This is a genomic window from Henriciella pelagia (assembly GCF_002088945.1).
Taxonomy (GTDB): domain Bacteria; phylum Pseudomonadota; class Alphaproteobacteria; order Caulobacterales; family Hyphomonadaceae; genus Henriciella; species Henriciella pelagia.
The window spans coordinates 135888-160402 of sequence record NZ_NCSU01000003.1 but is presented as its reverse complement, the minus strand read 5'-3'; the positions used below and the strand labels follow the sequence as shown (position 1 = coordinate 160402).

Annotated in this window: 24 protein-coding genes and 1 tRNA gene; 16 read left to right on the top strand and 9 right to left on the bottom strand. The window is 61.6% G+C overall.

The window, feature by feature from the left end; translation table 11 throughout:
* Positions 1-13 precede the first annotated feature (13 nt).
* Positions 14-1411: a sensor histidine kinase gene (locus tag B8746_RS00910; RefSeq protein ID WP_233123773.1), complete on the top strand. Its 1398-nt coding sequence runs from the start codon at positions 14-16 to the stop codon at positions 1409-1411.
* A 2-nt stretch (positions 1412-1413) separates the two neighbouring features.
* Here the strand turns inward: B8746_RS00910 and B8746_RS00905 are convergent, their stop codons facing one another.
* Both B8746_RS00905 and B8746_RS00900 read right to left on the bottom strand, forming a co-directional pair.
* Positions 1414-3210 carry a gamma-glutamyltransferase family protein gene (locus B8746_RS00905; protein WP_084391369.1) on the bottom strand — a complete coding sequence of 599 codons (1797 nt, stop codon included), beginning with the start codon at positions 3208-3210 and terminating at the stop codon, positions 1414-1416.
* Positions 3207-3476 carry a hypothetical protein gene (locus tag B8746_RS00900; RefSeq protein WP_084391368.1) on the bottom strand — a complete coding sequence of 90 codons (270 nt, stop codon included), beginning with the start codon at positions 3474-3476 and terminating at the stop codon, positions 3207-3209. Before B8746_RS00900 ends, B8746_RS00905 begins: the two co-directional genes overlap by 4 nt.
* A gap of 79 nt (positions 3477-3555) precedes the next feature.
* On the opposite strand from B8746_RS00900, the gene B8746_RS00895 reads away from it, so the two are divergent.
* Positions 3556-4548, top strand: a complete 993-nt coding sequence (locus B8746_RS00895; protein WP_084391367.1) for a P1 family peptidase — start codon at positions 3556-3558, stop codon at positions 4546-4548.
* A gap of 52 nt (positions 4549-4600) precedes the next feature.
* Positions 4601-4677: transfer RNA gene (locus B8746_RS00890), tRNA-Arg, on the top strand.
* Between the two features lie 20 nt (positions 4678-4697).
* On the opposite strand, the gene B8746_RS00885 is transcribed toward B8746_RS00890, so the two are convergent.
* The gene (locus tag B8746_RS00885; protein ID WP_143434494.1) at positions 4698-4949 is read right to left on the bottom strand and encodes a hypothetical protein; all 252 of its coding nucleotides are present in this window, start codon (positions 4947-4949) and stop codon (positions 4698-4700) included.
* A 103-nt stretch (positions 4950-5052) separates the two neighbouring features.
* A complete protein-coding gene (locus tag B8746_RS00880) occupies positions 5053-5541 on the bottom strand; it encodes a hypothetical protein (RefSeq protein ID WP_084391365.1) in 489 nt (162 codons plus the stop codon).
* Between the two features lie 169 nt (positions 5542-5710).
* Here B8746_RS00880 and B8746_RS00875 point away from each other — a divergent pair, with 169 nt between their 5' ends.
* A complete protein-coding gene (locus B8746_RS00875) occupies positions 5711-6796 on the top strand; it encodes a hypothetical protein (protein ID WP_084391364.1) in 1086 nt (361 codons plus the stop codon).
* Between the two features lie 6 nt (positions 6797-6802).
* Here the strand turns inward: B8746_RS00875 and B8746_RS00870 are convergent, their stop codons facing one another.
* Entirely contained in the window at positions 6803-7981 is a 1179-nt protein-coding gene (locus B8746_RS00870; protein WP_084391363.1) for a CaiB/BaiF CoA transferase family protein, read from the bottom strand.
* A 358-nt stretch (positions 7982-8339) separates the two neighbouring features.
* Between B8746_RS00870 and B8746_RS00865 the strand changes: the two genes are divergently transcribed.
* The 6 genes from B8746_RS00865 (at position 8340) to B8746_RS00840 (ending at position 14695) form a co-directional block, all read left to right on the top strand.
* Positions 8340-10460 (top strand): tetratricopeptide repeat protein, encoded by a 2121-nt coding sequence (locus B8746_RS00865; protein WP_084391362.1) that lies wholly within the window; start codon positions 8340-8342, stop codon positions 10458-10460.
* A gap of 58 nt (positions 10461-10518) precedes the next feature.
* Positions 10519-11205 carry a hypothetical protein gene (locus B8746_RS00860; protein ID WP_084391361.1) on the top strand — a complete coding sequence of 229 codons (687 nt, stop codon included), beginning with the start codon at positions 10519-10521 and terminating at the stop codon, positions 11203-11205.
* Positions 11206-11334: 129 nt separating this feature from the next.
* On the top strand, positions 11335-11838 hold the full coding sequence (locus B8746_RS00855) for a tellurite resistance TerB family protein (RefSeq protein WP_158084496.1): 504 nt from the start codon (positions 11335-11337) through the stop codon (positions 11836-11838).
* A 101-nt stretch (positions 11839-11939) separates the two neighbouring features.
* Entirely contained in the window at positions 11940-13121 is a 1182-nt protein-coding gene (locus tag B8746_RS00850) for a vWA domain-containing protein (RefSeq protein ID WP_084391359.1), read from the top strand.
* A 78-nt stretch (positions 13122-13199) separates the two neighbouring features.
* Complete coding sequence (locus tag B8746_RS00845) at positions 13200-13685, top strand: DUF2165 family protein (RefSeq protein WP_084391358.1); 486 nt, start codon at positions 13200-13202, stop codon at positions 13683-13685.
* A gap of 86 nt (positions 13686-13771) precedes the next feature.
* Complete coding sequence (locus B8746_RS00840) at positions 13772-14695, top strand: alpha/beta fold hydrolase (RefSeq protein ID WP_084391357.1); 924 nt, start codon at positions 13772-13774, stop codon at positions 14693-14695.
* A gap of 183 nt (positions 14696-14878) precedes the next feature.
* Here B8746_RS00840 and B8746_RS17200 read toward each other — a convergent pair whose 3' ends face one another.
* Positions 14879-16579 (bottom strand): DUF2207 domain-containing protein, encoded by a 1701-nt coding sequence (locus B8746_RS17200; protein ID WP_084391356.1) that lies wholly within the window; start codon positions 16577-16579, stop codon positions 14879-14881.
* Complete coding sequence (locus B8746_RS00830) at positions 16579-17133, bottom strand: LemA family protein (protein ID WP_084391388.1); 555 nt, start codon at positions 17131-17133, stop codon at positions 16579-16581. The genes B8746_RS17200 and B8746_RS00830 overlap by 1 nt, the downstream gene beginning before the upstream one ends.
* A 202-nt stretch (positions 17134-17335) precedes the next feature.
* On the opposite strand from B8746_RS00830, the gene B8746_RS00825 reads away from it, so the two are divergent.
* From B8746_RS00825 to B8746_RS00815, 3 genes are read left to right on the top strand one after another with little or no spacing between them, the layout of a single operon-like run.
* Positions 17336-19300 (top strand): S9 family peptidase, encoded by a 1965-nt coding sequence (locus tag B8746_RS00825; RefSeq protein ID WP_084391355.1) that lies wholly within the window; start codon positions 17336-17338, stop codon positions 19298-19300.
* A gap of 57 nt (positions 19301-19357) precedes the next feature.
* A complete protein-coding gene (locus tag B8746_RS00820; RefSeq protein WP_095380811.1) occupies positions 19358-20212 on the top strand; it encodes a DMT family transporter in 855 nt (284 codons plus the stop codon).
* Between the two features lie 41 nt (positions 20213-20253).
* The gene (locus B8746_RS00815) at positions 20254-21513 is read left to right on the top strand and encodes a TCR/Tet family MFS transporter (RefSeq protein WP_084391354.1); all 1260 of its coding nucleotides are present in this window, start codon (positions 20254-20256) and stop codon (positions 21511-21513) included.
* A gap of 67 nt (positions 21514-21580) precedes the next feature.
* On the opposite strand, the gene B8746_RS00810 is transcribed toward B8746_RS00815, so the two are convergent.
* Positions 21581-21850 (bottom strand): hypothetical protein, encoded by a 270-nt coding sequence (locus B8746_RS00810; RefSeq protein WP_084391353.1) that lies wholly within the window; start codon positions 21848-21850, stop codon positions 21581-21583.
* 133 nt (positions 21851-21983) lie between these two features.
* On the opposite strand from B8746_RS00810, the gene B8746_RS00805 reads away from it, so the two are divergent.
* The 3 genes from B8746_RS00805 to B8746_RS00795 all read left to right on the top strand — a co-directional run bounded on the left by B8746_RS00805 (position 21984) and on the right by B8746_RS00795 (position 24056).
* Positions 21984-22511, top strand: coding sequence for a D-glycero-alpha-D-manno-heptose-1,7-bisphosphate 7-phosphatase (locus tag B8746_RS00805; RefSeq protein ID WP_084391352.1), 528 nt, complete (start codon positions 21984-21986; stop codon positions 22509-22511).
* Positions 22508-22948, top strand: a complete 441-nt coding sequence (locus tag B8746_RS00800; protein ID WP_084391351.1) for a GNAT family N-acetyltransferase — start codon at positions 22508-22510, stop codon at positions 22946-22948. The genes B8746_RS00805 and B8746_RS00800 overlap by 4 nt, the downstream gene beginning before the upstream one ends.
* A 139-nt stretch (positions 22949-23087) precedes the next feature.
* Positions 23088-24056 carry a bifunctional helix-turn-helix transcriptional regulator/GNAT family N-acetyltransferase gene (locus tag B8746_RS00795; protein ID WP_084391350.1) on the top strand — a complete coding sequence of 323 codons (969 nt, stop codon included), beginning with the start codon at positions 23088-23090 and terminating at the stop codon, positions 24054-24056.
* Here the strand turns inward: B8746_RS00795 and B8746_RS00790 are convergent.
* The gene (locus tag B8746_RS00790) at positions 24053-24490 is read right to left on the bottom strand and encodes an EVE domain-containing protein (protein ID WP_084391349.1); all 438 of its coding nucleotides are present in this window, start codon (positions 24488-24490) and stop codon (positions 24053-24055) included. The two genes, B8746_RS00795 and B8746_RS00790, sit on opposite strands and share 4 nt — an antisense overlap.
* Between the last annotated feature and the right edge of the window lie 25 nt (positions 24491-24515).

The window sequence follows — 24515 nt, the reverse complement described above, 5'->3', positions numbered from 1 at the left end:
TATCTCCCTGCGCGTGGCTGACGCAGCGACACCTTCTTCCGGCAGGAGCCGGTCCGGCCTGTTCGACAGCCTGTCGGTCAGGCTTTTTCTCGTCACAATCTTCGTGATCCTGCTGGTTGAATTCCTGGTCTTCCTGCCGAGCGCCGCGAATTACCGCGCCAACTGGCTCGACCAGCGGGTGCAGGCCGCGCGCATTGCCGCCCTGTCGCTCGAGGCCGCGCCAAGCCGTATGGTGTCGGATGAGCTTTCCAACGACCTGCTCAAACGCGCCGAAGTGCTGGCCGTTGCCGAACTCAGCGAAGACATGCGCGAACAACTGCTTCCCCCGGCCATGCCGTTGGCCGGCACGATGAAGATGGTCGATCTCATGGACGAAGGCATGATGGGCTCGATCATGCAGACCATCGACACCTGGCACGCCGAAGACGGCCGCCTCCTCATCGTGCGCGCCATGGGCTCTGCGCCTGGTCGCACGCTGGAGATCATCCTGCCCGAAGCCCCACTCAAGGAAGGCCTCGCCGCCTTCGGCTGGCGCGTCTTCTGGCTGTCGCTGCTGATTTCTCTGACCGCAGGGGCGCTGATCTACCTTCTTCTCTTCCTGCTCGTCGTGCGCCCCATGAAGCGCGTCACCGAATCCGTCATCCGCTTCCGCGAAGACCCGGGCAGCTGGACCAAGCGCCTCTCGCCGACCTCGCGGAAGGATGAGATCGGCCGCGCCCAGAACGCGCTGGCCGACATGGAAAGCGCCGTCTCCGATACATTCCGCCAGCGAGAGCGACTTGCCCAGCTCGGCGAGGCCGTCGCCAAGATCAATCATGATTTGCGCAATTCGCTCGCCACCGCTCAGCTTGCGTCCGACGCGCTCTCGACATCTGATGACCCTCGCGTGCAGCGCGCCGCGCCGCGCCTGGAGCGGGCCCTCGAACGCGCCATCAAGCTCGCCAGCGACACACTGAAATATGGCCGATCGACCATGCCGGGCGCGGAGATCCAGCCCGTCCGGCTGCATCAGGCCATCGAGGAAGCCGCCCTCGAGGCCCTCGCAGAGGCCCGTGAAATATCCTTCAGGAATGAGACCGACCCGGCCGCCAGCATCGAGGTCGATCCCGACCACCTGCATCGCATCTCCGCCAACCTCATCCGCAATGCTGCCGAAGCGATGGGCGATGGCGGGACAATCACGGTCAGCGCCAGCAATGGCCATATCGACTTCGCCGACACGGGCCCCGGCCTTTCTGAAAAGGCGGCGTCAAACCTGTTCAAGCCCTTTGCCAGCACCACCCGCAAGGATGGCTCAGGTCTCGGCCTCGCCCTCTCGCGAGACCTTGCCCGCTCCATGGGGGGCGATTTGCTGCTGGTCAGAACCGGGCCGCAAGGAACCCTCTTCCGCCTCACCCTGCTTGAGCGCTGAGACTACTCCGCGAGCGCCTTCGCAACGCCTTCGCGGCGCGGATCGGCCCCACCTTCGAGATAGCTACCGCGCACCACAATCGTGTGCAGGCCGGAATTCTCGCCCGTGCGCTCTTCCACGACATAGCCCATGGCTGACAGCGTATCGGCCCATTGCTGGCCTTTTGGCACGTCGATCTCGACGCCAACCGTCCTGCCGCGTGCGATGACGTTCGGCAGGTTGATCGCCTCCTGTGCAGTCAGGCCCCATTCGAGCACGCCGAGCAGCGTCTTGGAGACATAGGCGACAATCGAATTTCCACCCGGAGAGCCGGTCACCATCAGCAGGTCGCCATTCTCGTCAAACACCATGGTTGGCGACATGGATGAGCGCGGGCGTTTCCCCCCTGCCGGCGCATTCGCGACGATCTGGTTGTTGACCCGCGGTTCGCGCGAAAAGTCGGTCAGCTCATTGTTCAGAAGATAGCCGTTCACCATGCGCGAATTGCCGAAGGCGGATTCGACCGTCGCCGTCATCGAGACGGCATTGCCATACTGGTCGATGATGGAGAGGTGCGTCGTGCCCGGCGTCTCATCCGTCATGTCGCGGCCCCACATGCCGATCATCGGGCCACGTCCGAGCACTTCGCCCGGATCGCCCGGCTGCGGCGTCCCGTCGAGCAGGCCGCCCTGCGCCGCGCGCGCATCGAGATAGGCCGGATCGATCAAATCCTCGGTCGGCACCTTCACATAGTCCGCATCGCCGACATAATGGTCGCGGTCGGCATAGGCGAGACGCTGGGCTTCCACCCAGGCCATCAGCACGTCTTCCTCGGCGAGGTCTCCATCCGATGGCAACGAGCGATTATACAGCCCAAAGATCATGTTCTGCGTGATCGCGCCGGAACTTGGCGGCGGCGCCGAACAGATACGGATCTCATCATGCTGTCCGCAGACGGCGGGACGCAGTTTCACCCTGTAATCAGCAAGATCCTGCACCGTCATGGCGCCGGGCAGAGGCTCTGCCGTCACGGCCGCAATGATCGCCTCGGCATTCGCGCCCGTATAGAAGCTGTCCGGGCCATCCTTGGCGAGCGCCGTGAGCGTCGCGGCGTATTCAGGATTGTCGCGGACGGTACCGACTGCGAGGGGCTTTCCATCCGGATAGAAATAGGCAGCGCTCACCGGATCATCATCAAGACGCATCGCCGCGCGCAGCCGCTCATTGGAAAGCAGCCCGCCAAGACGCGGCGTCACCTCGAAGCCATCCGTCGCAAGCTCGATCGCCGGCTGGAAAACACTTGCCCATTCGGCCTTGCCGAACATCTCATGCGCGGTCGCATAGAGGCGCGGCATCGCCGGAACACCGACAGAGCGGCCCGACTGCCAGGCGGCGACATAGGGCAGGACTTCGCCATCCTGCAGGAAGAGGTTTTCATCCGCTGCTGCCGGCGCCGTCTCGCGCCCGTCAAGGACGGTCAGCTCATCAGCCTCATAGTCGTAATAGACCATGAACGCACCGCCGCCGATGCCGGAGCTCTGGGGCTCGACCAGACCCAGCACAGCATGGACAGCGATTGCCGCATCCACCGCGTTTCCACCCTCGCCCAGTATCTTCAGTCCAGCTTCCACCGCGCGCGGGTCTGCCGCGGCCACCATCGCGCCCTTTGTCCAGGCGGGGCGCCCTGCCGATTCCGCAGGCTCGACCGTTTCGGTTTCAGGCGTCTCCGGGTCAGCCGATTGATTGGTCTCGTTTACTGTGGGCGCGCACGCTGCCAGGAGGAGCGGCGCTGCGCAAAGCGCAATATGGGTCAGTTTCATTCGGCTTTGTCCGCTTCGTCTTCGTCTTGAGTGTCTGTGTCGATCGCCGTCTTCGGGTTAGCCGCGATAAAGGCTTCGATCTCATCCAGGTTCGCGCTGACGCATTTGTCGATGGCGGCGGTGTCACCTTTGTCTGCATTGGCGAGACATGCCTTGAGATCGGGCATCTCGGTGCCATCGCCGGTCACGGTAATTTGCGCAAAAGCTGAAGAGGCGGCTGCGGCAACAAGTGCGAGCGCTGCAGCCTGGCGAATATTCAGTTTCATGACATCTGCATCCCTGATGACCTTGGCGGACGGTTTGCTTCACCCTACAAGCGGCTGCAACAAATAAAAGGATAGATGTATGTCACGACCCGGACCGCGAAATCTGATCACAGATGTGGACGGCATACAGGTCGGCAATGCCGAGGACTTCGAGGCGCTGACCGGGACGACCGTCATCCTTGCCGACGAACCGGTCACGGCGGCCTGCGCTGTAGCTGGCGGCGGACCGGGCACCCGTGAGACAGACCTGCTGCGCGCCGACACTATGGTCGAACAGGTTGACGCCGTGGTTCTCTCCGGCGGCAGCGCCTACGGCCTTGCCGCCGCAGACGGGGTCTGTGCCCGGCTCGGCGCCATGGGCCGCGGCTATGGTCTGAAGGACCTGCCGGGCGTACCGAAGACGCCAATCGTGCCTTCAGCCATCCTCTATGACCTCGCCAATGGCGGGAAGAAGGACTGGGGCCAGAACCCGCCCTATCGCCAGCTCGGAGAGGAAGCCTTCGAGAATCACAACAAGCATTTCGGGCTCGGCAATGTGGGTTGCGGCATCGGTGCGAATGCCGGCGCGCATGCTGGCGGGCTCGGCTCGGCTTCGTTGATCACGAATGACGGCATCACCATTGGCGCAGTGGCCGGCGTCAACTGCTTCGGTTCCGTCTTCATGCCGAACACGACATGTTTCTGGGCCTGGCCCTTCGAGATTGGCGGCGAATTTGGCGGCCACCGCCCGCCCGAAGACTATGAATGCGACCCCGAGGAATGGGGCGACGCCAAGATGAACCCGCAACCCGGCCAGAACACGACGATTGCCTGCATCGCCACGGATGTTGACCTCAATCCGGCCCAGGCGCACCGCGTCGCGCAGATGGCGCTGTCAGGCTTTTCCCGCGCCATCCGCCCGGTCTTCGCCCCGTTTGACGGCGACGCCCTCTTCGTGATTTCCACCGGCAAGGTGAAGCTGGAAGAGCCAACACCGATTGCCCTGACCCGCATCGGTGAATTGGCAGCATCGACCCTTGCTCGCGCCATCGCTCGCGGGGTATATGAAGCAGATCAGAAGGTTACAGCATAAGCGCTTGCATCCCATCCGATGCGCCGCTATGTGTCCGCCCTCGCAACGGCTTGCACCCGTAGCTCAGCTGGATAGAGCACCAGACTACGAATCTGGGGGTCAGAGGTTCGAATCCTCTCGGGTGTGCCATTTCTCACAGACAATCGGGATCAGCGGCGAAGACGCGCCCGCTTTTTCTGGGCCTGTTCTTTCAGCCCCTCCAGATGGCTCATCGTATTGTAATACAGCTCGCTGTCATCATGCGTGGCGACAGAGCGCGCGCAATAGTCATTCCATTGCCGGGTCAAATGGGCAATTTCGGCCGTCACATCCTCGATATAGTCCCGAAGACTGTCTTCATCATCCAGCCCTGACGCCAATCCGAAATGATTGACGAACACGCTTCGTACAGTGAACGCCACTCGACTCCACCCTTTGTAACAAGTTCAGCTATCAGTCTTTCTGACGTGTGGCGACACGATTTATTCCCGACAATCTGAGGCGGGCGGGTGGCAGCACCGCCGGTCAGATGTCGTCGCCTGGCGTGACGCGGGAAATGACGTGGCGGATGGCGAGGAACAATCGCACCACGGTCGCGACGAGCAAGGCGCACACGATCACCGTCTGCGCGAAGATCACCTCATACATAATGCGGTACCAGCCCTCCGGCATCTTCTCGAACTCGCCGACTGGCAGGACGAGCATCAGGAGCAGGATCACCGCCCCGACAAGGCTCACCGTGGACAACCAGGCAACTTGCGAGATGCTCCTGAAGACATCATGGTCGAAATCGGCATCGGACTGCCGCGTCAGGCCGAGAAGCGTCAGCATGAGCGCCAGCGTCGTGGCCGATGCGCCGGCGATGGCCGAGCCGAGATAGAGCCCGGTGCCGGTCAGCGCCTCGATCAGGTTGGTGGCTTCGGCTTCGCTGTAGATGTTCCCGATGGCGAAACGCGCTGCAGCCCCGATCAGGATGATCAGGCCGGATACGATATAGACTGAAATATTCTTCAACGTTTCCTCTGGCTGTCATCCCGCTTCTGGAATGCGCGAAGCAGGGATGGGGTTCCTCATCGGCGCGCCAACCACCCCGGCCTGACAAGTGACACGTTACCCCAGATCCGGAACGCCGGTGCGGTTTCACCGTTGGTTCTGCAACACCAGAAACCTGAAGGAGACGATCATGGCCGAACAGGCATCCCTCGAAACATTCAGACAGGCCTTCGCCGATTTCTCGCAGGACACGATGAGCGTCTACGTCCCGCGTCCATCCGTCGAAACAGGCGGCGAGAAATGGCGTATCCTGCGAAAGAATGTGATCGATACGGTGAAGGATCACGGCCCGAAATCGGACTTCATCACCAATCGGCTCGAACACTTCGATCTGCCCGACTTTCGCGGCAATGGCATCGCGCTGTTCGATGATGGCAAGCAGCAGCGCATGGCCCATCTTAACGCCCGCCCCGTCGCCTGCATCACGACCGGCGAACCACCCTTCATCCTGCCGCTGCTCGCAGACTTCCAGAGCCGCGAAACGCGCTGGGTCCTGCACGTGACGAAGGATGAGCCAAAGCTCTACCTCTATTCCGGCGGATACGTCTCGGACATGAGCGACCGTCTCGACGCGCCGAAATACCGCTCTGTCGAAGCGCGCCGTCATGTCCAGGACGACGTGTTCTTCCACTCCGGCTCGCGCGGCTCTGTCAGGGACAGTGACAGCAAGTCCGTCCACCATGCGCTTGGATCGGACCAGAGCCGGGAGCGCGAGAAAACCGACGACGCGTTCTATCACGACACATTCAATGCCGTTACCGAAGCGCTCCCGCCACAGACCAGCTCCCTCCACATTATCGGAGAGGAAGGCACGGTCGGCCGCTTCGCGCAGGTCGCCTCGCATGGCCGGTTCGAAATCACCCAGCATCATTGCGGCGGCACCGACAATGTCGAGGACAAGATCATCGCCGTCTTCCAGGGCGAAACAGCAATGGACGAGCAGTTGCCCGAAGGCCGCAATCTGCCGGACCTTCAGTCCGCAGCCGCCTCAGGCCAGCTCGGCACGCTCTATGTCCCGATAGAACACGCCCAGCTTGAGGAGATGCACGAGCAGGCCGATGAGCATCTGAAACTTCGCACCTATGACGAGGCGGATGTCGAAACGGAGGAAAACCGCACAGCCGTGCTCGCCCTTGCCAATGGCGCGGACATTCACTGGTACGCGGCATCAGACAATGACGCCGTCGCAGAACTGCGCGCCGACATGCGCTGGTAGCCGAGACTAGTCCTTGCTGGCCCCGGCCGACAGGCCGAGGCTGGCAAGAACATCCTCGGTCTGCTCGCCAAGGCGCGGTGCAGGGGTGATCTCCCGCTCGGGCAGGCCGACAAAGCGCACCGGCGGCTGGACCTCCCAATACCCGCCCTCGCTTGGATGGTCGCGGCGCTGAAAGAAATTCACCGCCTTCATGTGCGGATCGTCCTGCACTTCGGAAATATCGTTCGCGCGGGCAGCCGGAATGTCCGCCTCGCCGAGCATGTCGAGCAGCTGCGCGGTCGTGTAGTTGACGAAATAGGCCTGCACCCGCGACATCATATAGTCCTGATTGAAATAGCGGCCGCGATAGTCGTTGATGCGCTCATCTTCCAGTTCCTGCGGCGCACCGAGCACCTCGAACAGCTTTACCCAGCGCGCATCGACATAAGGCGCAATCGTGATCCAGCCATCCTGTGTGCGCACCGGCTGGCGCGATGGATCAACCTGGCGCTGATAGCAGTACGGGCCGACAGGCGGGTCGAATGCTGCCTCATAGAAGTGTTCTTCGAACAGGAAGCTTGTAATACATTCGAACATCGGCACTTCGACATGTACCGCTTCGCCCGTGCGGTCGCGGTGGCGCAAGGCTGCCAGCGTCGCATACATGGCGTGCAGGCCCGACACCTTGTCCGCAAAGGCGGTCGGGATGAAGCGCGGGCGCTCATTGCCATCGACGCGTGGCAGGAGGCTGGTCGCCCCGGACAGGGACTGGATCAGGTCATCATAGGCCGGCTTGCCCGCATAGGGGCCTTCGGTCCCGAAACCGAGGCAGTGAACATAGACCACATCCGGCTTGATCGCCTTCACCTCTTCGAAAGTCAGGCCGAGCCGCGCAACAGCGTCAGGCCGGATATTGTGGATGAAGACGTCGCTCGTCTCGATCAGCTTGCGGATCGCCGCCCGGCCGTCTTCCGATTTCATGTCCCAGACGACGGACTTCTTCCCGCGATTGATCGTCAGGTGGCAGGGCCCCATCCCCCGGTTCTTCGCATATTTGCCGACATTGCGAAAATCATCGCCTTTCGGCGGCTCGAGCTTGATCACGTCCGCGCCGAGGTCGGCGAGGGTCTGCGTGCAGTACGGGCCAAAGATGACAGTGGTCATGTCGGCGATACGGATGTCGGCAAGAAGTGAAGTGCCTGGCATAGATCGGTCTGCTCCCTGACGCGGTGCCTGACCCCTGCCCGGGGCCCACACCTCTTATTGCTGAAAGCCGAGTTTCTAGGACAAGGCGCTCGTCTGACAAGCCTGACGAAGGGGCAGGCCGGACCCCGCCAGCCGGCAGGACACCTCCCGCTGCCGCGTATTTACGGAAACGCAGTGACGATTAATTTTTGTATCTGGCAACCTGCAACAAGTATTACAGAAATGCCCATTCGCGAATACGCGTATTTATTACACCTGATTCAATCATCAAACGAATTCATCGACGCGATATCTTTACGGGAGTGAAATTAAGCCTTTAAAAGGAAACATGGTTAACAGCCATGACGGTGGGGATAAAATGGTACGCAATTGGCCTCTCAGGGCACATATCGGCGGTCTCGCTTCAGCATTCGTTGCCTTCACTGTCATCGCCGCATGCGCAGGCAGCACGTCCGGTACAGCGTCGGCTCAGAACGGCGGCAATGAGCCATGTACGACGCCGGGCACGCCCGCAGGGACGAACGCGGCAGTGGCACAGACCTGCAACTATGCGGGCATGAACCCAACGCTCGCACCAGAGCTGAAGGCCATCGCCTTCTACCACGCAGCCAAGGCCCTCCTCGCTGACGGCAATGCTGTGGAGGCCGCAAAATCCATCGACCAGTCCTATGCCCAGATCTCGGATGAAGGTCTGGTCGCGCGCACGCCGGAAGGCGAGGGGCGCAGCCGCAGGAAGCGCGCCGAAGACTACACGAAGAAGAAGAAGCAATACATCGCGCTCGCCGTGGACAGGACGCTGGTGTCCGAGAGCGCGCTCAGCACCATTGCAGGTCAGTATGCCGCGAACGGTTTCGGACCGGCAGGCGCGCCCTGCGCCAGCGCCGATGACTGCCTGTCGAAAGCGCTCGACCGCCGCCGCAAGCTGAGCCCGGTCATTACCACGAATGCGAACCTGCTGGCCCAGGGCCAGTACCAGTCCTATTTCAACGGCCTCGCCCAGCGATATGCGGCGCGGTATGAGCAGACCAATATTCCAACAGACGCCATCGAGGCCCTCAACGCCTACAAGGCGCTCGCGGCCGTCGACCCGCAGGCCAAATCGACCCTTTACGCCTATGCCCTGAAGGTCGCGAATGATGCTGCTGCCAAGGCCAGGGATGAGCCGGAAAACGCGTCGCGCGCCATTCGCTACTATTCTGAGGCCCGTGATGCGTTTCCGACGGCGGCGGCTCCCAACATCGGCATCGGCGCGATGAACAATCTGCTCGCAAGCGTCGCGCAGTCTTCAGGCTCCGCCGCCAGCTCGCCATACTATCGCGAAGCCATCCTGTCCTTTGACAAGGTGCTGGATGATCCGGCAGCCCGCCAGCGCGCCAGCGACCTCGAAAAGGCCGAAGCCTGGGTCGGCCGCGGCACGGCGAAATTTGCACTCGGTGATCAGGATGGCGGCACGGCCGACTATCGTCAGGCATCCGCCCTGCCCGCTTCCTTCAAGGTCTATTCCACGCTTGGCGAAGTGTTCTGGTCCAATGCGACCAAGAGCGGCAGCGTCAGGCGCGGCGACGAAGACCGTCAGGCCCTGCAGCTCCTGCAGCAGGCGCACGAGAATTACCAGAAGGCGCACGGCCTCGCCCAGACCGCTGACCTTTCTGCTGCCGCCCTGTCGCAGATGTATTATCACTTCGCCGATACGCGCATCCGTCTCGGCAGCTATTCACCCGATCAGATTGTCGAACTCCTCAATATCGCCATCGCCAGGGATCCGGCCTCCGCTGACGCGCTGATCGACCGCGCCACCTACGGCATGAAGACCGCCAATCCGGACGTGACGCGCGTTCGAGCAGACCTGCTCGCCATTGCCGGACGCGACACCAATTCGTCTGAACTCCTCGGCCGGGCCAATGCCGCCCTTGCGACCACCTATGTCACCAGCGGCACCCCAGACTGGAAGAAGGCGCTGGAATACTCGCAGGCCGCCATTGCCAAGGATGGCAGCAGCTTCCAGAACCGCATGCAGGCTTGCGTGTCGCGCCTGATGGCCGGTGACAAGGTCCACCGCGGCTATGTCTATGGCTACCGCGTCGTCGACGGCAATCGCCGTGAATACGCGCCCGACACCTGCACCAATGGCAACACGGCGAAAGACCTCATGCTGCAGGGCATGTACGTCATGGCGAAGACTGGCGGCACGGACAGTCGCTCCGAATCCGACCAGATCCGCGCCGGGCAGACCAATCTGATGAACCAGGCCCTGGCGAGACCGGAAGTCACCGCTGACGACAGGGCAAACTTTGGCTGGCCGCCCTTCGCCGACGGCCCGCCCGCCAAGACGAAAGCCGTGCTCGTCCTGATCCGGGAAGCATCGCTTGCCTGCACGACGAGAGGCCCGATCAGCAAGCCGACAGGGCTGGGCCTGACACCGCAGGACTATGTGGATGCCGAGAATTTCCTGAAATTCTATGGGGCATTCAAATGCTGAAGGAACGGATCGCGCAGCCGATGCGGGCCAATTGTACACGTCATGAGGAGAGGACGACATGACTAATCCACCCGGAGGGACACCGGTAATCTATGAGGATCGCACCCTCTTCCCGACGCCGATTGCGCAGCCGCAATCCGATTCCGTGCCGCCCAGGACCGGCCTGTCCGCAGGCGGCGTGATGCTAGTTGCCGTCTTCGCGGCGGCGATTGCCGCTGCCGTGGTCTATTTCCTCATGCCCATTATCAACGCCGGAGACGAGAGGCCCGCTCCGGTCCAGCCAGTCGCGCAGCAGCCGTGCGTTCCGCTCAACACGATCTCTGTAAACTCTGACACTTCGCAATTCTGCACCCTGGCCGAATGGGCGAAGTACAAGGAACGCAGCGATGCGCAGATCCGGCAGCGCGAGGAAGAAGCCCTGGCAACGCTGAGGCAATATCAGACCCTGTCCGACGCCGAGCTTGAGCGCGACACCCAGCTTGCCAGCGTCAAGGCGGCGATTGAGGAGGCCAAGGCCGCGAATATTGGCGGCCGCACGCTCGAGATCTTCGAGACCATGCCGGAAGGGCCGGACCCGGACTGGAAGCTGAAAACTGAAAACGAGATCCGCCAGTATGCCAAGACACTGGAGAACAAGGCCAAGGCGATCCGGAACGATATCGAGAAAATCAAGCTGGCCAGGGCCCGCAATGAGGGAATCGCTTCGGTTGATCTGGAAACGTGCGACACGCCTGGCGGTTGCTAGGCGTCGAACCACCAACATCCCGGTCGACGAGCATCAGGCGGGACAGAAGGATGAGGACAATTCAGGACGGGTTAGCGGGATCTGCGATCAACCGACCACACCATGTCCGTTTTCTTAGGGACCAAACATATGACCGACGTAAAAATCCTATTCGGAGACGAGCCGGAACCGGAAAAGAAGGCGGAATCCTTCCCTGACCTTTCGAGGCTAGAACAGGAATTCAACGAGAACAGCGAGTCCGACTGGACCATTCCGGAAGCCTTTCTCTGCCTCCTGCTGGAAGCGGCGTTTGCCGATGGCAGCCTCGCCCCGGAAGAGCGCGACGAGATCGCAGCGCTGGTCAAGCGGTCGCGCACCATGAAACGCCTCAGCCCGCAGCAGATGGCCGCCGTCAACCAGACGGTGAATGAGCGCATGCGCGAGCGCAAGGAGGGCCTGCGCGAAGCCTGCCTTGCCCTGCCCCATGACATGCGCCTGTCCGTGTTCGCCCACTGCGTCGACATTGTGCTCGCCGATCGCCAGCTGCGCGAAACCGAGGAAGACTTCCTCAACCGCATCAGCGATATCATGCAGCTCGACCCCAATATGACGACCGCCATCAAGCGCGTCATGCTGATCAAGAACCGCTACTAGGTCGCTCAATCCGCCAGAAATGACCGCTCGCGCCGCGTCAGCCCTTGGAGTCGGCTGGCGTGCGCGCTACGTTTAGCCGGTAGATAGCGGAGACGCCCCTCATGTTCCTGAATTTCTTCAATGAATTGCGCGACGCAAAGGTCCCGGTCACGCTGAAGGAATACCTGTCCCTCCTCGAAGCGATGGACAAGGGCGTGATCGACATGGATGTCGAGGATTTTTACTATCTTTCGCGCACGGCGCTGGTGAAGGATGAGCGAAATCTCGACAAGTTCGACAAGGTGTTCGGTCATGTCTTCAAGGGCCTCGACAGCATGCAGGACGCCGTCGACGTGCAGGACCTGCCGGAAGAGTGGCTGCGCAAGATGTCCGAGAAATTTCTGACCAAGGAAGAGATGGACGAGATCGAGGCGCTGGGCGGCTTTGAAAAACTCATGGAAACGCTGAAACAGCGGCTCGAAGAGCAGAAGAAGCGCCATGAAGGCGGCAATAAATGGATCGGCACCGGTGGCACATCGCCTTTCGGCGCGAATGGCTACAACCCGGAAGGCGTGCGAATCGGCCAGGAAAAGTCCCGACACCGCCGCGCGGTCAAGGTCTGGGACAAGCGTGAATTCAAGAATCTCGATGACAGCGTCGAGCTTGGCACGCGCAATATCAAGGTCGCACTCAAACGCCTGCGCAAATGGGCCCGCGAGGGCGCGCAGGATGAGCTTGACCTCGACCAGACCATCAAGAACACCGCCCGCCAGGGTTATCTCGACCTCGAAATGCGCGCCGAGAGGCGAAACACGGTCTCGGTCCTGCTGCTGCTCGATGTCGGCGGCTCGATGGACCCGCATGTAAAAGTCTGCGAGGAGCTGTTCTCGGCCGCCCGGTCCGAGATCAAGAACCTCGAATACTTCTACTTCCACAACTGCCCCTATGAGGGCCTGTGGAAGGACAATCGCCGCCGCCATAATGAGCGCATCCCGACCTGGGACGTCCTCCACAAATATCCGTCCGACTACAAGGTCATCATTGTCGGCGACGCCACGATGAGCCCATATGAGATCACCTATGCCGGCGGCTCGGTCGAGCACTGGAACGAGGAAGCCGGCGGCATCTGGCTGCAGCGCTTCGTCAAGCAGTTCCCGGATCTGGTCTGGCTCAACCCGGTCAAGTCCGGCGCGTGGGAATATACCGGCTCCATCAAGCTCATCAACGAACTCATCGGCCCCGGCCGCATGTTCGAGATGACCCTGCAGGGCCTCGAAGACGCAATGAAGGAACTGGGGCGCTAGGCGCGTTCGTTGCAGTTTCTGGAATTAGTCGCAAATCATGTTAGGACGTTCTCCAAATAATACAGGGGAGGACAGACAATGATCCGCTATTTCAAGATTGTACTGGTCGTATTGGTCGGGCTGCAGGGCCTGTTCTATTTCGTATCCAACGCCGTGAATTTCGAATATGCGCAAGGCGCCGTCGGCGCTGTTTTGAGCCAGGCTGACAGCCCGGTCTACCAGAACCTTGTCATTCCGGGGATTACCGCGCCTGCCATCATCATGCTGGCGCTGATCGTGATCATGACCGGCGAACTTCTTGTCGGCCTAGTCTGCTTCAAGGGAGCCTGGGACATGTTCAAAACGGTAAAAGCCCCGACTGCGGACTTCAACGCGTCGAAAAAATGGGCACTCGCCGGTTGCTGCATCGCCCTGATCGTCTGGTTCGGCTTCTTCCAGGTGTTTGGCGCAGCGCTGTTGCAGATGTGGCAGAGCGCCGTCGGGGTTGGCTCATTCGAAGGTGCCTTCATGTATCACGCCGCAAGCGCCCTCATCCTGATATTCCTCAACCAGAAGGACGACTGACGCCTGACCGCATTTTCACGCGCCATCGCTTGAGCTTTGACGGCAAGGCCATAGTGTCTCCTCAAAATAGTATGAGGGAGACACATATGCCGCGCATTGCCGCCAACGGGATCGAGATCGAATACGAGGAATACGGCAACCCGGCTGATCCGATGATGCTCGTCGTGTCCGGCTTTTCCGGGCAGATGATCACCTGGCCGGAGAGCTTCAAGCAGGGCCTTGCCGACGCCGGCCGCCGCGTCGTCATCTTCGACAATCGCGACATTGGCCTCACCACGGAGTTCACCAATGCGGTCCCCCCTGCCCCACGCGACATCGTCAAGGGGATCGCGGCCGGTGAGCCCATGCACGAGAAAGTGCCCTACCTTCTCGACGACATGGCCGCCGATGCCGCTGCACTGGTCACCGCCCTCGGCGCGGAAAAAGCCGATGTGATGGGCTTCTCGATGGGCGGCATGATCGTCCAGCTGCTCGCCCTCAATCACCCTGAGCGCGTTCGTACCCTGATCCCTGTCATGACGACATCGGGTGATCCGACCCTGCCGCCTGCGAGCGAGGAGGCCCAGAAGGCGCTCACCGCCGTCCCCGAAATGCGCACGGCAGACGCCATAGGCAACCTCGCCGCCCAGTCACGCCGCGTCATCGGCTCTCATGAAAGTGTCCGCAATCCGGACGCCGATGTGAAGGCAATGGCGGTCCGCGCGTTTGAGCGGTCAGACCGGCCAATGGGGGTCGCCCGCCAATATGCCGCCATTCTGGCCCAGCCGCGCTGGCATCACCGTCTGCCGGGCCTGAGGGTGCCGACGCTCGTCCTGCACGGCGCACAGGACCCGCTGATCCGCCCTGCCGCCGGCCAGGATATCGCTGACCGCATACCGGGCGCAGAGATCGAGATCATCGAGAAATGGGGCCATGACATGCCTGAGAAGATGGTGCCCGTCCTGCTCAACAGGATTGTCCCTTTCCTCGGCCGGCACGTTCCCCAGGAGGCCCGCGCCGATTTGAACTGACCCAACCCCGGCCCTCATCCTGAGCGTGTCGAAGGACGCTCCATTGGGCCGGCTATTTCCGACGTCTCAAAGGCCGACATGGTGAGCGAAGTCGAACCACGAGGCCGTCACGCCGCACGCTAGCAAGCCGTCTTCCTCTTCCCCTTTAAGGGGAGAGCAGGGATGAGGGCAGCCTCCTGCCGGCTACCAGCCGCCACCGCCACCGCCGCCGCCGCCACCACCGGAAAAGCCGCCACCGCCCGAGCCTGAGGAGCCTGAGCTTCTCGGCATGGAACTGGACACTGCCGAGCTGATATTGCTCGTTATCGCGCGGTTCACATCGCCCCAGCCACCTGAGCGGTGCGCCATATGGGCCCAGCCTGGATTATAGGCGGCTGCTTCCTTGGGCAGCATCGTCTCGAAATGCTCGGTCCACGGCTCTTCCACGCCGAGCGCAATCGCGTAGGGCAGGAAGTTCTCGTAGCGCTCCTTCGTCATTGGCGGCGGGCGGTCGGTGCCGACCTCGGCCGCATTGAGCTGCAGTTTCTCAGCCTTTTCCAGGTACAGCTTGAAGCCTTCGATCTCGGTCCGCACAGCCTGCCCCTTCGGTGTCGGAGACGGCATCAGATACATGAAGAGCCCGTTCAAAAGGGCGAGCGCGACAATCAGCGCGGTCAGCCAGACCGACCAGTTCGCAGCATGGTTGATGGCAAAGATGATAGCTATCGCAGACAGAATAATCGCGACCATCGTATAGCCGATATTCCACTTGAAATAATCGCTGCCGAACCTGGCCGACAGCTTCTTGCGAAACGTCATATAGGCGCTGGTGAAGGACGCATTGTACTTGTCGCCCAGCTTCAGCGTGCCGGACGAGAACAACCTGTTTTCCAGCACCTGTTCCTCCGGTGGCAGCTTGGCAGTGCGCAAGCCCGCCGGCGTCAGGAGAGTATTCTTCTTGTCCTGGGCATTGATCTCGATGAGGCCCTTGACCCCCAGATTGACCAGCGTCGCAATCAGCGCGTCATGCCCGTTGAAACCGCGATGATAGATGTGGTGCACGGCCGCTGGCGAATAGCCCTTCGGGGCTTCATAGCGGGGAAAGACTGGCCCCTTGGGCGGGTCGCGGCCCACCCGGTCCCAGGAGCGATAGAGAAAGGTGAAGACACCGACGAGGGAGACCAGCAGCACGGCTAGCGACCCATAGAGCTGCCACCAGATCGCGGTCTTGTCGCCCGCCGAAGGCGGATCGATGAGCCCCTTCTCAATCGCGATAGCGATGGTCAGCCCTTCATTCCGCGCGAGCGGCTCTGTTGTTTCGAACACAAATTTCGCGCCTTCGCGCCGGAAGGCATAGGCCTTTCCTTGCGCGCCAAACCCGCCTGTGTAGCCCTCCTGCTGGACCAGCTGGACGCCCTCAGGAAAGCTGACTTCCGCTGTCGCCGTCAGGATCGGGAAGGACCAGTAACTGCCGGTCACATTCCAGTACAGCTCATCATACGTCTCAAGATAGGTGATCTGGTTCTTCACCCGGTAGCGGATCACATAGACATGTTCGCCGCGCGCGATGATGACATCCGGATCGCCGATCCGGATGCGCCAGGCATTGCCGTCGGTGGTCGTTTCATAGGGTTCGCGGCGTCCATCGCGGCGCACCGAAAGCACGTCATACTCATAGCGCAGGCGATCACCGCCCTCTGTCTGCGTGTAGTAGCGAGGCAGGTCGCGAAAGATACCGCGATTGATCCGGAAATTCTCCGCCGTGAGATTGATCGTCTCCGTCACCACAATATCGCCGTCACGTTCGACCTCAATCGCAACATCGAAGCGGTTGATGACCTCTTCACCGAAGGCCGTCAGGGCGCACCAGAGCGCGGCGAAGACAAGGACCGTCAGCCGCCACATCAGCTGGCCGCTCCGAAATCGACGTCCGGTACAGCCCGTTCCGCCGTGACGATCTCGAAATAGGCCGCCTGGCTGAACCCGAACGGGCCTGCAACAAGCTGCGCGGGAAAGCTCTCGACCAGCGTGTTCAGCTCCCGCACAGCGCCATTATAAAAGCGGCGCGCCATCTCGATCTTGTTTTCCGTATCGGACAGCTCGTCCTGCAAGTCCTTGTAATTGGCGCTCGCCTTGAGGTCTGGATAATCCTCCGCCACAGCCATCAGGCGGCCGATAGGTCGCGAGAGTTCCGACTCGGCGGCGCCGCGTGCGGCGGCGTCATCACCGGCGCTGGCGGCGAGATTGCGCTTTTCGACGACCTCCTCAAAGAGCTGGCGCTCATGGGCGGCATAGCCTTTGACGGTCGCCACAAGTTGCGGGATGAGATTGGCCCGCCGCTTCAACTGCACATCGATGTCGGCCCAGCCATTGCTCACCATCTGGCGTTTGCCGACGAGCTGATTGTAAATCACGATAACAACGAGCAGCAGGACGACCACGATCGCCCCCACGATCATCAAAGCTGTCATCGTATTTTTCCCTCGCAGTGTGCCTGTTGGTAAAAACTATCACCCATGACGCCCTGTCTGTTAAGGGCTTAATCCCGATTGCCCCGGTTCGGGCATTTTCGTCCACAATCCTCAGGTGCCGGGGCAGCCTGTTTGACAGCGCCACACGTTCGGCTCACCAAGAAGCGTTCAAGGCTTCAGGAGATCCGTCATGTTCAGAACCATGCTCGCCGTTTCGGCCCTTGCGATGGCCCATTCCATGGCGGCTGCCGCCCAGCAGGGCGAAACCGGTCCGGACATGTCGCTCGAGGCGATTTCGCCCGAAAGCGAAGCGGTGAATGTCGGCCTTGCCGGACAGGACCCGTCGAATATCGCCCGCTACCTCCTGGCGAGCGGCGCAGGTGCCACCGGCATTTCACCGGACGGCGAAACACTGGCCTTTTTCTGGGACGTGACCGGCGAACCGCAGCTCTGGACGCTGCCCAGCACAGGCGGACAGGCAAAACAGCTGACCTTCGGCAATGGCGTCACCTTTTTCCGCTGGGCCCCCGACAGCCAGTCGCTCATCTACGGCACGGACAATGATGGCAATGAGCAGGAGAGCTATTACCGCATCGCAGCCGACGGCTCCTCCGAAACGCTCGTCCTGCCCGCCGTCGAGGGCGGCTTCCGCGCTTTTGGCGATATCAGCAATGACGGCAACACCATCGCCTTCTCTTCGACCGAGCGAAATGGCGAAGACTTCGACATCTACACTGCCGACCTCCGCACCGGGGAAACCAGACGCATCTACGAAGGCGAGTTCGGCTTCTTCGCGCATGACATTTCACCGGACGGCACGAAGCTCATCGTCACCGAAACGGTCGGCGAGGATTCCGACAATCTCTACCTGCTCGACCTCGCATCCGGCGACATGACGCAGATCGCAAAGCCCGACCCGCGCGCCAATCATGGCGATGGCGGCTTTGCCTGGCTGCCGGACAGTTCGGGCTTCTATTTCGCCTCCAATGAGCGCGGCGAATGGAAGGCCCTCACCGGCTACAATGTCGCGAGCGGCGAGACCGACGTCCTTGAGCACACGGCCCACGACGTCGAGAGCGTCAATCTCTGCGGCACGAAGAGCCAGTATCTCGTCTGGACCGAGAATGAAGACGGCTTCTACTCCCTGCACATCGACGAAAACGGCATTCCGCTTGAGATCGACACCTCGATCCTGCCCGAAGGGACGTATCAGGTCTCCTGTTCCGGCGCGTCGGACAAGATATCGGTCCGCGTCAATGGCTGGCGCACGCCGGGCGACGTGTTCGTCATCGACCTCGGAACGGCCAAGATCGACCAGGTCTTCGCCTCCAATTATGCCGGCCTCGACCCGGCCCGCCTCATCCGCCCCGAAAGCATCCGCATGACCGCCCGCGACGGCGTAGAACTGCAGGGCCTTCTCTACGTGCCGGACGACAGCTCGCGGACCGAGGACGGCCCGCCGCCAGTTATCTTCCTCGTGCATGGCGGGCCGACCGGCCAGTCTGTCGCGAGCTTCAACGCCGTCGTCCAGTATCATCTCGATCGCGGCCTTGCCGTCTTCCAGCCAAATGTCCGCGGCTCGACTGGCTTCGGCCGCACCTATGTCACCCTCGATGACCAGAAGAAACGCCGCGACAGCGTGCGCGACCTGATCGACATGCTGGGCGCCCTCGAAGAGGATGGCCGCGTCGATACCAGCTGCGCTGCGGTCGTGGGCGGTTCCTATGGCGGCTATATGGTGAATGCCGTGCTCGCGCTCTATCCGGACGCCTTCGACGCAGGCGCATCCCTTTACGGTGTCGGCAACTGGGTCACCGCCCTGCAGGTCGCGTCTCCCGCCCTCAAGGCGTCAGACCGCATCGAATATGGCGACATCCGCGAGCAGGAATGGATTGACTATTATACCGAGAATTCGCCCATCACCCTTGCCGACAATATCAAGGTGCCGGTCCTCTATTCGCACGGCGTGATGGACCCGCGCATCGACGTCTATGAGACCGAGATCATGGTAAAGACGCTCCGAGCCAATGGTATCGACGCGCCCTATATCCGCATCCCGGATGAAGGCCATGGCTGGCGCAAACTGTCCAACCAGCTCTTCTACTATCGGCGTCAGGCCGAGTTCCTCGAAAAGCAGCTTGGCGCGGCGGACTAGGGCCCTGCCGACAATTTGATTGGAAGTGTGGCGCGGTTTGCGGCACGCGGGGCAGCCATGTCATTCACTTTCCGCCTCTTCCTGATCACGGCCCTCGCCATGATCGCCTTCGCGGCGAACTCCGTGTTCGCCCGCCTCGCCATGGCGACCGGTGAAGCCGGCCCGTGGGCCTTTACCACTGTCCGCATCGTCTCCGGCGCGCTGGTGCTCGGCCTCATCGCCTCCCCCTTGGCCGCACTCCGGTCCGGCAGCTGGATTTCGGCGAGTGCACTGCTTGTCTATGCCGCCGCTTTCTCGCTCGCCTATCTCAGCCTCACCACCGGCACTGGCGCGCTCCTGCTGTTCGCCATGGTACAGATCACCATGATCGGCGCCGCACTGTATGGCGGAGAGCGGCTGCGCCCCGCACGCTGGGCGGGTCTCCTGCTCGCGATTGCAGGCCTCGTCTGGCTGCTGCTGCCGGGCCTTTCGGCCCCGCCGCTGAAAGGCGCCCTCTTCATGGCGGCGTCCGGCGTCGCCTGGGGCGTCTATTCCCTCCGCGGCCGGGGAGCCACCTCGCCCACAGCCCTGACAGCCGGCAATTTCCTCCGCGCTGCCCTGATCATGGTGCCGGTCGGCCTTGCTGGCGTGCTCATTGAGGGTGAAGCCCTGCCCAGCGGCACCGGGCTTGCCTATGCGCTCCTCTCCGGCGCGGTCACGTCCGGGCTTGGCTATGCAATCTGGTACGCCGCCCTGCGCGATCTCACGTCCAGCCTCGCCGCCATTGCTCAGCTCACCGTTCCGGCCATCGCTGCCGCCGGTGGGATGGTCTTCCTGTCGGAACCGCTGACCACCCGCTTTCTCATCGCGACCGCGCTCATCCTGACCGGCGTGGCGCTCTCCTCGCTCACCCGGATGCCCGCGCAGAACTGATTGATTGACGAACGCACCATTCCCCGCCATTGCCGTGCCGCATGACTGAGGCACCTGCCATCCGCAAGCACGGCAAGAATGCCTTCCTGTTTGTCACCGTCAGCGTGGCGATTGACATGATCAGCTTCGGCATCATCATCCCGGTCATGCCCTTCCTGCTGGAAGAGCTGACGGGCAAGCCACCTGAGGACACGGTCGCGATTGGCGGCTTCCTGATGGCGCTGTTCGGTGTCCTCAACTTCCTCGCCATGCCGACCATTGGCGGCCTGTCCGACCGGTTTGGACGCCGGCCCGTCCTGCTCGCCTCCATCGCAACGCTTGGCATCGACTTCCTGATCATGGGCTTTGCCCATTCGCTCTGGCTGCTCTTCATCGGGCGCGCCCTGACAGGCATTTCCTCGGCGACCTTCTCCACCGCCAATGCCTATATCGCGGACGTGACTGAGCCGGATGAGCGCGGCAAGGCGTTTGGCATGATGGGCGCAGCTTTCGGCATCGGCTTCATCATCGGCCCATCGCTCGGCGGATGGCTCGGCGCCATCGACACGCGCCTGCCTTTCTTCGGCGCAGCGGCGCTCTCCTTCCTCAACTTCCTCTACGGCTATTTCGTCCTGCCGGAATCGCTCGCCAGGGAGGACCGGCGCCCCTTTGACCCGCAGCGCGCCAATCCGTTCGGCGCCCTGAAGCATTTCTCGAAACTGCCCAAGGTCGCCTGGTTCATCGCCGCCTATGGCCTGTTCATGTTCGCGCACAATGTCTTCCCGGCAACGTGGAACTATTATTCAGAAATCCGCTATGACTGGGGCAAAGCAGAGATCGGCTTCTCGCTCACCCTGGTCGGCATCGGATCGGCGATCACGCAAGCGGTGCTGATCGGCCCGGCCCTGAAACGCTATGGCCCCTTGCGCACCGCCGTTGGCGGGCTCGCCATCACAGCCATTGCCTGCAGCCTCTATGCGATGGCCTTCAGGGACTGGATGGTCTACGCGATCATCCCGTTTGGCGCACTCGGCGGCGTCTTCGGGCCCGCCATGAACCAGATCATGTCCGGCCTCACACCGAAGAATGCGCAGGGCGAGCTGCAGGGCGCGACAGCCAGCCTCAATGCCTTCTCGATGATCTTTGCCCCGCTCCTGATGACGCAGACGCTGCACGTCTTCGCCACAGATGATGCGCCCGTCTACTTCCCCGGCGCGGCCTTCCTGCTGGCATCCATCCTGACCGCGCTCGCCATCATCCCCTTCATGGCAGGTGTGCGCGCCAATCGCCGTGAAGTTGCCGACCTCACCGCCGCTGAATAGCGCATACGAAAAAGGCGGCCCCGACCATTCATGGGACCGCCTTCTTCGATTGGAAGCTCCAGCCTGATCAGGCCTTCGACTTCATCACCATGCCGGCAATGACGCCGAGGATGCCCCCTCCGACGCCGCCTTCCAGAAGGTTCTGGACGTGCACCATGGCACCGCCGCCGAGCAGGTTTCCAACCCCGGCTGCGTCAGCACCGAAATGGGCGCCTATGCCACCGATCACGCCGCCCAGCAGGCCGCCGGTTCCGCTGCCACCAAGAACCTTGGCGACAATCGGACCGAGCACACCGCCACCGATGGCACTCAGAATAAGTGGAAGATATTGTTCCATTGTAGTCCTCCCTCAGAGGAGACATCTCGTTTGTTTTGCGTCTCCTGCCGTAAAGCAAAGTCCAAATCGGCGGATTTTTCCAGCAAAACTTGATTACTGGCCCCCGGCACCAGCCTCGTCTATGAGGGATTTTATGAGCCCCAAGCGCCCTGCCCTGTTTCTTGACCGCGATGGCGTCCTCAACGTCGACCGGGGCTATGTGAGCAGGATTGACGCGTTCGAATGGATCGACGGCGCGATCGAATGCGTTGCGAATTTCAAGCGCCGCGGCTGGTATGTCTTCGTGGTGACGAACCAGTCGGGCATTGCACGCGGCTACTATACCGAAGCCGACATGCAGGCGCTGCATGAGCACATGGCCAGAGAACTTGCCGAAGCCGGCACGGCAATCGACCGCTTCTACCATGCCCCATGGCATGAAGAGGGGGAGGTCAGCCGCTATCGCAAGAAAAGCATCGACCGCAAGCCGGGTCCGGGCATGCTGCTCCAGGCCATGGCCGACTTTCCAGTCAATCGCGAGCAGAGCTTTCTTATCGGCGACAAGCAAACCGATATCGAAGCCGGACGCGCGGCGGGCGTCGGCGCCTTCCTGTTCAGGGGCGGAAACCTCGCCAATTTCGCCGAATGGGCGCTCGCCAGCTTTGAGGATGGCGTGCGATGAAGCTTGATATCCGACCGCTGAGAGACAATGACCGCGCCGAGTGGACGCGGCTCTGGACAGGTTATCTGGAGTTTTACGAGAGCACGCTGCCAGACGAGGTGTATGAGGCGACCTTCACCCGCCTGCTCGACCCGGCGATGACTGACATGCATGGGCTGATCGCCGAGCAGGACGGCAAGCCCTGCGGCCTCGTCCATTACCTCTTCCACCGCCATTGCTGGCGAACAGAAGACGTCTGCTACCTTCAGGACCTGTATGTCGATCCGCAGACGCGCGGCGGCGGCGTGGGCCGCGCGCTGATTGAGGCTGTCTATGCCGCAGCCGACAGGAATGGCACGCCGTCTGTCTACTGGATGACGCAGGAATTCAATTATCGCGGCCGCATGCTCTACGATCAGGTCGCGGCGCGCACGCCCTTCATCAAATACCAGCGCTAAGCCGCAGTCCCTGATCGGCAGGCTCCGATGGGCGGGCCTTGCCCCGCCCCGCCCTTCTCCAACCCGCCACAAAATTCACCCGCCTCCTCTAGCAGATTTTATATTACGAGTTATATAACATGTGAAACCGGAGGGGATCATGACCGACATACTCTCACAGACTGGCTATCTCGCCCTCGGCAGCAGGCTGAAGCGCCTCGCCGAACGCATGCAGGCGGATGCGGCGCGCGCGCATCTCGACATGGGCTATCCCATGCAACCCGGCCATTTCCCGCTCTTCGCGGCGCTGCACCGCCACGGCCCGCTCACCGTTGGTGAGGCGGTCGACATTATCGGCATGAGCCAGCCCGGCATCACCCGCATCCACAACAGCCTCGCCAGGCTCGGCCTGACCCGAACCGACACATCGAAGGAAGATCGCCGCACGCGCACCATCAGCCTCACCGATGAAGGCAAGGCGCTGATAGAGCGTATGGAACGCGATCTCTGGCCCCACATTGCGCGAGGCGCCGAAGAAGCCTGCGATGGCGTTGATGCGCTCGCCATGCTCAGCCGTATCGAGGCCGCCCTCGACGAGAAATCCCTGCTCGACCGGATCACCGCCTCCCGGCAGGCCGCGCTGTTCAAGGATCTCTCCATTGTCGAATATGACAGCTCGCTCGCCAGCACCTTCGCCGAAATCTCCCGCGAATGGGTCGAGGAGATGTTCAAGCTCGAGCCGCATGATATCGAGGTGCTCGAAAACCCCGAACAGCACATCATCCAGCCGGGCGGCACTATCCTCTTCGTCCAAGCGCCGGACCTCGGCATCGTCGGCTGCGGCGCGCTGATGCCGGTCGAAGGCGCAAGCTATGAGCTGACCAAGATGGGCGTTCGCAAGTCAGCGCGCGGGCGCAAGGCGGGCGAGTTCCTGCTCGACCACCTCCTGCAGCGCGCCGGTAGCCTGCCCATTGAAGAACTGTTCCTGCTCACCAACAGCAAGTGTCAGGCAGCGATCCACCTCTATGAGAAGGCTGGCTTCATCCACGACGCCGACATCCTCGGTCGCTTCGGGCCGATGTATGCCCGCGCAGACGTCGCCATGTCGTTTGATCTTGAGGCGGCCTAGAGCGGCTTCAGCGTCTTCCCGTTCAGCCCGCCCATCCGGCAGACTTCCATCCACTCATCTTCCGTCACAGGTTGCACAGACAGGCGGAAGCTCGTGACCAGCGACATGTCGGCCAGTTTCTCATTGGCCTTGATGTCGACCAGCGTGACCGGCTTCGGCATGTCGCAGACGGCGCGGATATCGACGCAATCCCAGCGTTCGTCATCAGTGGTCGAATCCGAATGGCTTTCCGCGCAAATTTCCGCGATGCCAACGACTTCCAGCCCCTTGTTTGAATGATAGAAGAAGGCCTTGTCGCCGATTTTCATGTCCCGCATGAAATTGCGCGCCTGATAATTGCGCACGCCATCCCATTCTGTACCCTTCTTGCCGGCCTTTTTCTGCTGGTCCCAGCCCCATTTGAAAGGTTCGGATTTGAAGAGCCAGTAGGCCATGCGCGTCTCCCGGAAAATCGTGTGT

Bases quoted from the DNA above. Each gene is read 5' to 3' on its own strand.
- B8746_RS00905 (WP_084391369.1), bottom strand. From the start codon at position 3,210: ATGAAACTGACCCATATTGCGCTTTGCGCAGCGCCGCTCCTCCTGGCA.
- B8746_RS00900 (WP_084391368.1), bottom strand. From the start codon at position 3,476: ATGAAACTGAATATTCGCCAGGCTGCAGCGCTCGCACTTGTTGCCGCA.
- B8746_RS00895 (WP_084391367.1), top strand. From the start codon at position 3,556: ATGTCACGACCCGGACCGCGAAATCTGATCACAGATGTGGACGGCATA.
- B8746_RS00875 (WP_084391364.1), top strand. From the start codon at position 5,711: ATGGCCGAACAGGCATCCCTCGAAACATTCAGACAGGCCTTCGCCGAT.
- B8746_RS00870 (WP_084391363.1), bottom strand. From the start codon at position 7,981: ATGCCAGGCACTTCACTTCTTGCCGACATCCGTATCGCCGACATGACC.
- B8746_RS00865 (WP_084391362.1), top strand. From the start codon at position 8,340: ATGGTACGCAATTGGCCTCTCAGGGCACATATCGGCGGTCTCGCTTCA.
- B8746_RS00860 (WP_084391361.1), top strand. From the start codon at position 10,519: ATGACTAATCCACCCGGAGGGACACCGGTAATCTATGAGGATCGCACC.
- B8746_RS00855 (WP_158084496.1), top strand. From the start codon at position 11,335: ATGACCGACGTAAAAATCCTATTCGGAGACGAGCCGGAACCGGAAAAG.
- B8746_RS00850 (WP_084391359.1), top strand. From the start codon at position 11,940: ATGTTCCTGAATTTCTTCAATGAATTGCGCGACGCAAAGGTCCCGGTC.
- B8746_RS00845 (WP_084391358.1), top strand. From the start codon at position 13,200: ATGATCCGCTATTTCAAGATTGTACTGGTCGTATTGGTCGGGCTGCAG.
- B8746_RS00840 (WP_084391357.1), top strand. From the start codon at position 13,772: ATGCCGCGCATTGCCGCCAACGGGATCGAGATCGAATACGAGGAATAC.
- B8746_RS17200 (WP_084391356.1), bottom strand. From the start codon at position 16,579: ATGTGGCGGCTGACGGTCCTTGTCTTCGCCGCGCTCTGGTGCGCCCTG.
- B8746_RS00830 (WP_084391388.1), bottom strand. From the start codon at position 17,133: ATGATCGTGGGGGCGATCGTGGTCGTCCTGCTGCTCGTTGTTATCGTG.
- B8746_RS00825 (WP_084391355.1), top strand. From the start codon at position 17,336: ATGTTCAGAACCATGCTCGCCGTTTCGGCCCTTGCGATGGCCCATTCC.
- B8746_RS00820 (WP_095380811.1), top strand. From the start codon at position 19,358: ATGTCATTCACTTTCCGCCTCTTCCTGATCACGGCCCTCGCCATGATC.
- B8746_RS00815 (WP_084391354.1), top strand. From the start codon at position 20,254: ATGACTGAGGCACCTGCCATCCGCAAGCACGGCAAGAATGCCTTCCTG.
- B8746_RS00810 (WP_084391353.1), bottom strand. From the start codon at position 21,850: ATGGAACAATATCTTCCACTTATTCTGAGTGCCATCGGTGGCGGTGTG.
- B8746_RS00805 (WP_084391352.1), top strand. From the start codon at position 21,984: ATGAGCCCCAAGCGCCCTGCCCTGTTTCTTGACCGCGATGGCGTCCTC.
- B8746_RS00800 (WP_084391351.1), top strand. From the start codon at position 22,508: ATGAAGCTTGATATCCGACCGCTGAGAGACAATGACCGCGCCGAGTGG.
- B8746_RS00795 (WP_084391350.1), top strand. From the start codon at position 23,088: ATGACCGACATACTCTCACAGACTGGCTATCTCGCCCTCGGCAGCAGG.
- B8746_RS00790 (WP_084391349.1), bottom strand. From the start codon at position 24,490: ATGGCCTACTGGCTCTTCAAATCCGAACCTTTCAAATGGGGCTGGGAC.